This is a genomic window from Aeromicrobium sp. REDSEA-S32_B7 (assembly GCF_001626145.1).
Taxonomy (GTDB): domain Bacteria; phylum Actinomycetota; class Actinomycetes; order Propionibacteriales; family Nocardioidaceae; genus Aeromicrobium; species Aeromicrobium erythreum.
In genome coordinates this window covers 1-7,657 of record NZ_LUNF01000207.1, presented here as the reverse complement: position 1 = coordinate 7,657, position 7,657 = coordinate 1, and the positions used below count along the sequence as shown (strand labels likewise).

Genomic DNA, 7,657 nt, shown 5'->3' with positions numbered 1-7,657 from the left:
ACGTCGCGTGGCTCGTGTACCTGGGCGTCTTCCCGACCGCCATCGGGTTCACGACGTGGTCGTACGCGCTGCGGCGGCTGTCCGCGGGACAGGTCGCGTCGACGACCTACCTCGTGCCGGCCGTGGCGACGCTGATCTCCTGGGTGCTGCTCGGCGAGGTGCCGGCGCCACTCGCGTTCGTCGGCGGGGCACTGTGCCTGCTCGGCGTGGCCATCACCCGGCTGCGACGTCGAGGTGCGGCGACGTCGTGACGACCGCAGGGTGGGGGCATGACGAACATCAAGGTCGGTGACCGGGTCAGCTGGGACAGCCCCCAGGGACGTACGCAGGGCAAGGTCGTGGAGCGCAAGACCAAGGACTTCCAGCTCGACGGCCAGCAGTGGCGGGCCAGCGAGGACGAGCCGAAGCTCGTCGTCGAGAGCGAGAAGACCGGCGCGAAGGCGGCCCACGAGCCGTCGGCGCTGAACAAGCTCAAGAGCTGAGTCCGCCGGGTCCGCAGACCCACCGGTCCACGGCGAGGTCACGCAGCACGTCGGAGCGAGGACGACCACGGCCCTGTCACCATCGGGGCATGAAGACGTCGCTGCGACTCCTCCTGCTGCTGCCCCTCCTCGTGCTCGGAGCATGCTCGGACGTCGGGTCCGCCGTCGACGACGTCGCGTCGTCGGCCGGCACCCGGGCCGGGTGCGAGGTCGCCGGCCGGGCCGTGGACGAGGGCCGCGGACTGGTCGACCGAGTCGGTCAGGAGATCAGCGGCGACGCCGCCGGCGTGCGCCGTGCGACGAGGCCGAGTCGGCCGCTGCCGGCAGCGCCGTCGACGAACGGGCCGTCCAGGCTGCACAGTCGGAGTACGACCGCGCCTCCGACCAGCTCCGGTCCCTCTGCTGATCGACCCGCGCCGCACGATCCGCCCGCGCCTCGGTGGGGGTTCAGGTCTCCCACGTGACCTCAGGAGACCCGCGTCGGTGGCAGGACGTTTCGTGTCATCGACGCTGGATCTCCAGGGTTCGCGGGAAACAGTCAGCCCAGGAGGTCGAGGACGAGGTCGCGCAGGATCGCGAACCCGCGCTGGGTGAGCACCGACTCGGCGTGGAACTGGATGCCGTGGAAGTGCGGGCCGGCCACGTGGTGGATGTCGCCGGTCGCCTCCTCGCGCTCGACCGTGACGCCCGGGGGCAGCCCCGCGGCGCCGACGCGCGCGACGAACGTGTTGTAGAAGCCGACCGTCTCGGGTCGCCCGAGCACGTCGAGGCGCGCTTGCGTGCCCTGGAAGACGATGTCCTTGAACCCGAGCTCGAGGCCGAGGTTGCGGCTCAGCACCTGGTGGCCGAGGCACACGGCGAGGAACGGCTGCTCCGACGCCAGCAGGCCGACGACCACGTCGTCGACGACGGCGATCTTCGCGTCGCCGACGTCGCGCGGGTCGCCGGGGCCGGGACCGACCACCACGAGGTCGTACTCCTCGAGCGAGCGGCCGGAGCCGACCCAGTCCGCGTACGCGTCGTGGCGGACGACGTCGGTGGTCATGCCGAGCACGCCGAAGACGTGCGACAGCATGTTGACGAAGTCGTCCTCGCCGTCGACGACCACGACGCGACGGCCCTGCAGCGACGGCTCCGGCGCGGCGCCGGACTGGTCGGACAGCCAGAACTGGCTCAGCCGGGCGTTGCGCTCGCCGAGGGCGATCAGCACGTCGTCCTCGCGCGTGAACGCGTCGAAGCCCTCCACCGGCCCGGCCGCGGGGGTGGGGGCGTCGACCAGGCCGAACGCGCTGAGCACGCCCGACGCCTTCGCCCACGTCTCGGCCGTCTCGTAGTCGGGGTCGGAGTCGCGCACCAGCGTCGCGCCGGCGGTGACCTTCAGGTTGCCGTCGAGGTCGACGTCGGCGGTCCGGATGAGGATCGGGGCGTCGGCACGCTGCAGGCCCTCGGCGTCGCGGCCGACGAGCGCGGCCACCGACGCGTAGTAGCCGCGGCCGTGCTCCTCGTACTGCTCGATGAGCCGGCACGCGTTCTCGACCGGGCTGCCCGTGACGGTCGCCGCGAACATCGAGTCACGCAGCACCTCGCGCACGTCGCGGTCGGTGCGACCGGCCAGCAGGTACTCGGTGTGCACGAGGTGGCTCATCGGCTTGAGGTACGGGCCGAGGACGAGGCCGCCCTCGTGGCAGATGTCGCACATCATCTTGAGCTCCTCGTCGACGACCATGAAGAGCTCGTAGATCTCCTTCTCGTCGCGCAGGAACTCCAGCAGGGCCGACGTCTTGTCGGCATGCGTGGTGAGGCCCTTGGTGCGGAACGTGCCGCTGATCGGGTTCATCCGCACCTGGCCGGCCTCGACGCTCACGTGCCGCTCGGGGCTCGCGCCGACGAGGTAGCGGTCGCCGGTGAAGATGCAGAAGGTCCAGAAGGCGCCGCGCTCCCGCTCGAGCAGACGGCGGAAGACGGCGAGCGCGGCGTCGTGGCCCCAGTCGGCGATCTTCGCGCGGTAGTGCCGGCCGACGACGAGGTTCGCGCCCTCGCCCCGGCCGATCTCGTCGTCGATGATCTGGCGCACCATCGCCGCGTAGTCGGCGTCGGAGGTCTCGAACCCGCCGCGGTCCTCCAGCTCGACGCCGCCGTCGGGCAGCGTCGGGAGGAGGTCGGCGAGCGCCAGCTCGTGGAGCACGTCGGCGCGGACGACGCGCAACGGCGTGCCGTCGTCGTGCGCGGCGAACCCACGCTCGCGCGCCTGGCGGAACGGCACGAGCACCAGGCTGTCCCAGGTGGGGCCGTCGGCGGGGACCCCGGCCGCGAGCGGCACGTCGGCGAGGTTCTCGACGTCCTCGTAGGCGCCGCCGACCAAGGTCACCGTGTCGCTGTCGCGCACCCGGACGAGGGCGAACGCGGGCTGCTGCTGGAGCTCGCTGACGAGCGGGTGGGTCATGGGTGAGTCCTTCGGGTCGCCTCGGCCGCGCCGGGACGGAGAACGCCCAGACCACTCGGCTGAGGGGTCTGGGCGTGGGGTCGCGTGACAGGCCTCCTCTACGAGAGAGGACGCCACCAGCGGATGACCAGGGTGTGGTCGCAGCGCGATGTCACGGTCGCAGCCTAGCGCCTTGAGCGAGTGATACCACCCGGATACCATCGACTCATGGCCATGACGTTGCGACTCACCGACGAGCAGGACGCCGCGCTCACGCGGCTGGCGAACGCCCAGGGCATCAGCAAGAACGAGGCGGCCACGCGCGCCATCCAGCGTCAGCTCGATGAGAGCGAGCAGGAACGCGACTTCGTGGCTGCCCTGGACGACACGATTGCCCGCTACCCGAGCACCATCCGGCGCCTCGGCGAATGACGCGGTTCCTCACGCTGACGCAGGCGCTGAGGGCCGCTGAAGCAGTCATCGGGGAGACGCCGTTGGTCCGCGACATCGGCCTGGTCGAGTCGGCGCTCGCGCGCCCCCGGACGTCGGTGCTGGGGAAGGACGCTTATCCATCGCTCGACCAGAAGGCTGCGGCGATGCTGCAGTCCCTGGCGACGAACCATCCGCTGGTGGATGGGAACAAGCGGATGGCCTTCGCGTGCGCGTCGGTGTTCCTCACCATGAACCGCGCGCCACTCACCCTCGACGACGAGAGCCAGGCGTACGACCTCGTGATCGCCGTTGCGACCAGCGCGCTCCGTGACGTCCACGAGATCGCCCGCGCCCTTCGGGAGGGCATGTGAACGACCCCGCGAACAGTGTGGACATCGACGCCGACCTGATCCGCCGCGACCTCGCGCAGCTCGTCAGCTACCCCAGCGTGGGCGGCAGCGAGTCGGAGGCGTCCGTGCAGCGCTGGTGCGCCGCGACGTTGCAGGGCCTCGGGCTCGACGTCGACCTGTGGCAGCTCGACCTCGAGGAGCTGCGCGCCGACCCCGACTACCCGGGCGAGGAGGTCGAGCGCGAGGAGGCGTGGGGCTGCGTCGGGACCTGGCGCCCCGGCGGTTCCGGGCCGCGGGCGGCAGGGAGCACCGTGCCGGAGCTCGTGCTGAACGGGCACGTCGACGTCGTGCCGCCGGGCGACGCCGCCTGGTGGACGGCCCACGACCCGTGGTTCCTGCACGAGGCCGACGGCCGCTGGTACGGGCGGGGCACGTGCGACATGAAGGGCGGCGTGGTGGCGATCCTCGCCGCGGTCCGCGCGGTCGGTGACCGGCTGACGAGGCCGTTCGCGGTGCACCTCGTGGTGGGCGAGGAGGACGGCGGCCTGGGGACGTTCGCGACGCTGCGCCGCGGCCACACCGGACGGGCGTGCCTGATCGCCGAGCCGACGGCCGGCACGGTGGTGAGCGCGAACGCCGGGTCGCTCACGTTCCGCCTGGAGGTGCGGGGCAAGGCCACGCACGGGTCGCGGGCAGGGCACGGCGTCAGCGCGGTCGAGCTGTTCGAGCAGGTGCACGCGGCGCTGCGCCGCCTCGACGCGGAGCGGAACGTCGACCCGCCGGCGCCGTTCACGGACCGGCCGTGGCCGTTGTCGGTGGGCGTCGTGCAGGCGGGCGACTGGGCGAGCACGGTGCCCGACCTGCTCGTCGCCGAGGGCCGCTTCGGGGTGCGACCGGGCGAGTCGTTCGCCGACGCGACGGCGGTGTTCGAGGCGGCGGTCGCGGCGGTCGACCACCCGTGGCTGCGTGAGCACCCGCCCGTCGTCACCTGGCCGGGTGGGCGTTTCGCGGCGGGAGCGCTGCCCGACGGCCACCCCTTCGGCGCGAGCGTCCGCGACGCAGTGGTCGCGGGTGGTGGCGACGAGCCCCCGTTCGTGGGCGCGCCGTACGGCTCCGACCTGCGCCAGTACGCGGCCGCCGGCATCCCGACGGTGCAGTACGGCCCGGGGAACATCGAGGACGCGCACGCGGTCGACGAGTCGGTGCCGATCGACGAGGTCGTGCTCAGCGCCCGCGCCTACGCCCACCTGCTGCTGCACCACTGCAGCTGAACCACGTCACGCCTCTGCCGACCTGCGATGCTGGGCCGGTGACCCTCTCGCGACGGCGGCTGCTCGTGGGCGCGGGCGCCCTCGCCGCTCTCGTCGGCTGCGCGACGGACGAGCCCTGGCGAGACGCCCGGGGTCGGCTGCGGATCGCCACGGGCAACCGGGGGGCCGTGTTCGACCGCTACGGCGCTGCACTGGCCCGCGAGACCAGGGTGGTCATGCCCGACGTCGACGCCACGGAGGTGCTCAGCCGCGGGTCGGTGGACAACACCCGGCTGCTCTTGCAGGGGCGCGCCGACGTCGGCTTCTGCCTGGGCGACACGGCGCGGCTGGCGTTCGACGGCGCGCCGCCGTTCGACCGGCCCGCCGGTCTGGTCGCGGTGGGCCGGCTGTACGACAGCTTCCTGCAGGTCGTCGTGCCGCTGGAGTCCCCGGTCCGGGCCGTGCAGGACCTCGACGGTCGACGTGTGGCGGCGGGACAGGTCGGGTCGGGCACCCGGCTGGTGGTCGAGCGCTGCCTCGCCGCCGCCGGGCTCAGGACGGACGCGGTCGACGTGGAGGACCTCTCCCTCGGCGACTCCGTCGCCGCGCTGGAGACCGGGCGTGTCGACGCGCTCGCCTTCGTGAGTGGCTTCCCGGTGCCCGCTCTCGTCGAGCTCGGCCGGCGACAGGCCCTGAGGGCCCTCGACCTGGGCGACCTCGTCGGTGTCCTGGCCGCGCGTCCGGGCGGCGAGGAGTACGTGGCAGGTCCCCTGCCCGCCGCCCCGTACCGGCTGTCCGAGCCGGTGCGGACGGTGAGCGTGAAGACCTACCTGCTGGCTCGTCCGAGCCTGGACGACGACCTCGTCGGCGGGTTCGCGTCCGTCGTCTTCGACCGCCAGGACGCACTCGTCCGACGCGTGCCCGACGTCCGTCAGCCCACGCTCGCGGCGGCCATGTTCACCCAGCCGATCCCGTTGCACCCTGGCGCGGAGGCCTTCCTGCGGCGTCGGCTCGACCGGGGAGCGTGACCTCGACCGCGAGCCCCGGACGAGCCGCCCGGCGGCGGGTGGAGCCGCCGGCGTCGCGCACCCGGAGCTCCAGGATCGAGAGCCCGAGCCCGGTGCCGGCCACGTCGGCGTGCCGGTCCAGCCGGTGGAAGCGCCGTCCCACCTCGGCCGCCTCCTGCGGCGTCACCCCCGCCCCGTGGTCGCGCACCAACAGCCGGACCGTCCCTGAATCGGCAGTGAGCTCGACCTCCACGTCGGCGTCCGGCGCGTACTTCGCGGCGTTGTCGAGCAGCACGTCGACGACCGTGGGGACGAGATCCTCCTCCAGCACCGCCGGCACGACCCCGTCGGGGACGCGGGCCCGCAGGTGCGTCCCGAAGAGCGGTTGCCAGAGCTCCACGCGGCTGCGCACCTGGGCGGCCACGTCGACGTCGAAGAGCTCCCGGTCGAGGCTGCCCACCCGGCTGATGGCGATGACGTCCTCCAGCGACTGCGCCATCCGCTCGGTCTCCGCGAGCACCGGCACCACCGACTCGTCCTCGCGGGCGAGCCGCTCCAGACGCAGCCGGATGGCCGTCAACGGGTTCGCCAGCTGGTGCGACACGTCGGCGACCAGGTCGCGCTGCTGCTGCCGCGCCTGCTCGACGTCGTCGACCATCTGGTTGAACGCCTGGACCAGCCGGCGCAGCTCCGGCGGCCCCTCCACCGGGCCGACGGCGGACGCCCGACCCCGGCCGAGCGCGTGGACGCGGTCCTCGAGCTGCTCGACGGGTCGCACGATCCAGCGCACCAGCGGGACGCCGACCAGCCATCCGAGCAGCACCAGGAACAGGAGCGCGGCGAGCGAGACCAGTCCCATCACGCGCGCGACGTCGGCGCGCGGTCCGGAGGTGTCCTCCACCATGACGACGGCACCCAGCACCTGCGCGTCGCGCCCCACCGGCGTGGCCACCACCAGGTCGTCGTCGGCCCACGGCCACAGGGGACCGGGAGCGGTGGTCGGGGTGCCGGCCAGCGCGGCTCGGACGGCGGTGGGCAGGCCCGGCACGCCCTCCGGCAACGGTGCACCGCCACCGCCGACGACGCTGCCGCCATTGGGATGCAGCACCTGTCCCGACATGTAGGAACTGTCGTCGCAGGCGAGGAACAGGAAAGCGGGGGCCACTTCGTTGGGTTCGCCCGGACGGCCCATCGGCGTATCCTCGCCGAAATCGTCCATATTCTCGGGCGGCTGGCCGCCGCAGGGATTGAGCGGGGTCCAGATCGGCCCCGGTGCGACCGCATTGACCCGAATGCCGTCGGCCACGAGGTTTTCCGACAACGAGCGGGTGAAGGCGGTGATCGCGCCCTTGGTGGCACTGTAGTCGAGCAGGATCGGCGCGCCCTTGTACATGGTCACGCTGGTGCAGTTCACGATCGCCGCACCGCGCTGCAGGTGCGGGCGTGCCGCCTGGACGAGGTAGAACATCGAGAAGATGTTGGTCTGGAAGGTGCGCTGCAATTGTTCGGCCGTGATATCCGTCACGTCCTCGTCGGGGTGCTGTTCGCCGGCATTGTTGACCAGCACATCCAGCCGGCCCCATTTGCCGATCACCGCATCGACGAACCCGCGGCAATGGTCGGGATCGCCCAAATCGCCCGCCGACAGCAGCACTTCGGCGCCCTCGGCCTCGCACGCTTCGCGGGTGATCCGCGCATCGTCATGCTCTTCGAG

The 7,657-nt window shown here is 72.5% G+C and carries 8 protein-coding genes; 6 read left to right on the top strand and 2 right to left on the bottom strand.

Annotated elements, in window-relative coordinates:
• Positions 1-251 (top strand): DMT family transporter (locus tag A6Q79_RS13750; protein WP_317698625.1); only part of this gene is annotated, 251 nt, incomplete at its 5' end.
• An 18-nt stretch (positions 252-269) separates the two neighbouring features.
• Positions 270-482, top strand: a complete 213-nt coding sequence (locus A6Q79_RS13745) for a DUF2945 domain-containing protein (protein WP_067853169.1) — start codon at positions 270-272, stop codon at positions 480-482.
• 538 nt (positions 483-1,020) lie between these two features.
• On the opposite strand, the gene A6Q79_RS13740 is transcribed toward A6Q79_RS13745, so the two are convergent.
• Positions 1,021-2,925 carry a chorismate-binding protein gene (locus A6Q79_RS13740; protein WP_286689526.1) on the bottom strand — a complete coding sequence of 635 codons (1,905 nt, stop codon included), beginning with the start codon at positions 2,923-2,925 and terminating at the stop codon, positions 1,021-1,023.
• A 207-nt stretch (positions 2,926-3,132) separates the two neighbouring features.
• Here A6Q79_RS13740 and A6Q79_RS13735 point away from each other — a divergent pair, with 207 nt between their 5' ends.
• The 4 genes from A6Q79_RS13735 to A6Q79_RS13720 are packed head-to-tail and all read left to right on the top strand — an operon-like array spanning position 3,133 to position 5,964.
• A complete protein-coding gene (locus A6Q79_RS13735) occupies positions 3,133-3,336 on the top strand; it encodes a CopG family transcriptional regulator (RefSeq protein ID WP_286689527.1) in 204 nt (67 codons plus the stop codon).
• Positions 3,333-3,707: a type II toxin-antitoxin system death-on-curing family toxin gene (locus tag A6Q79_RS13730; protein WP_286689528.1), complete on the top strand. Its 375-nt coding sequence runs from the start codon at positions 3,333-3,335 to the stop codon at positions 3,705-3,707. The genes A6Q79_RS13735 and A6Q79_RS13730 overlap by 4 nt, the downstream gene beginning before the upstream one ends.
• The gene (locus A6Q79_RS13725) at positions 3,704-4,957 is read left to right on the top strand and encodes an ArgE/DapE family deacylase (protein WP_289017900.1); all 1,254 of its coding nucleotides are present in this window, start codon (positions 3,704-3,706) and stop codon (positions 4,955-4,957) included. The genes A6Q79_RS13730 and A6Q79_RS13725 overlap by 4 nt, the downstream gene beginning before the upstream one ends.
• A gap of 38 nt (positions 4,958-4,995) precedes the next feature.
• The gene (locus A6Q79_RS13720; protein ID WP_286689530.1) at positions 4,996-5,964 is read left to right on the top strand and encodes a TAXI family TRAP transporter solute-binding subunit; all 969 of its coding nucleotides are present in this window, start codon (positions 4,996-4,998) and stop codon (positions 5,962-5,964) included.
• On the opposite strand, the gene A6Q79_RS13715 is transcribed toward A6Q79_RS13720, so the two are convergent.
• Positions 5,894-7,657 (bottom strand): SDR family oxidoreductase (locus A6Q79_RS13715; RefSeq protein WP_317698624.1); only part of this gene is annotated, 1,764 nt, incomplete at its 5' end. The two genes, A6Q79_RS13720 and A6Q79_RS13715, sit on opposite strands and share 71 nt — an antisense overlap.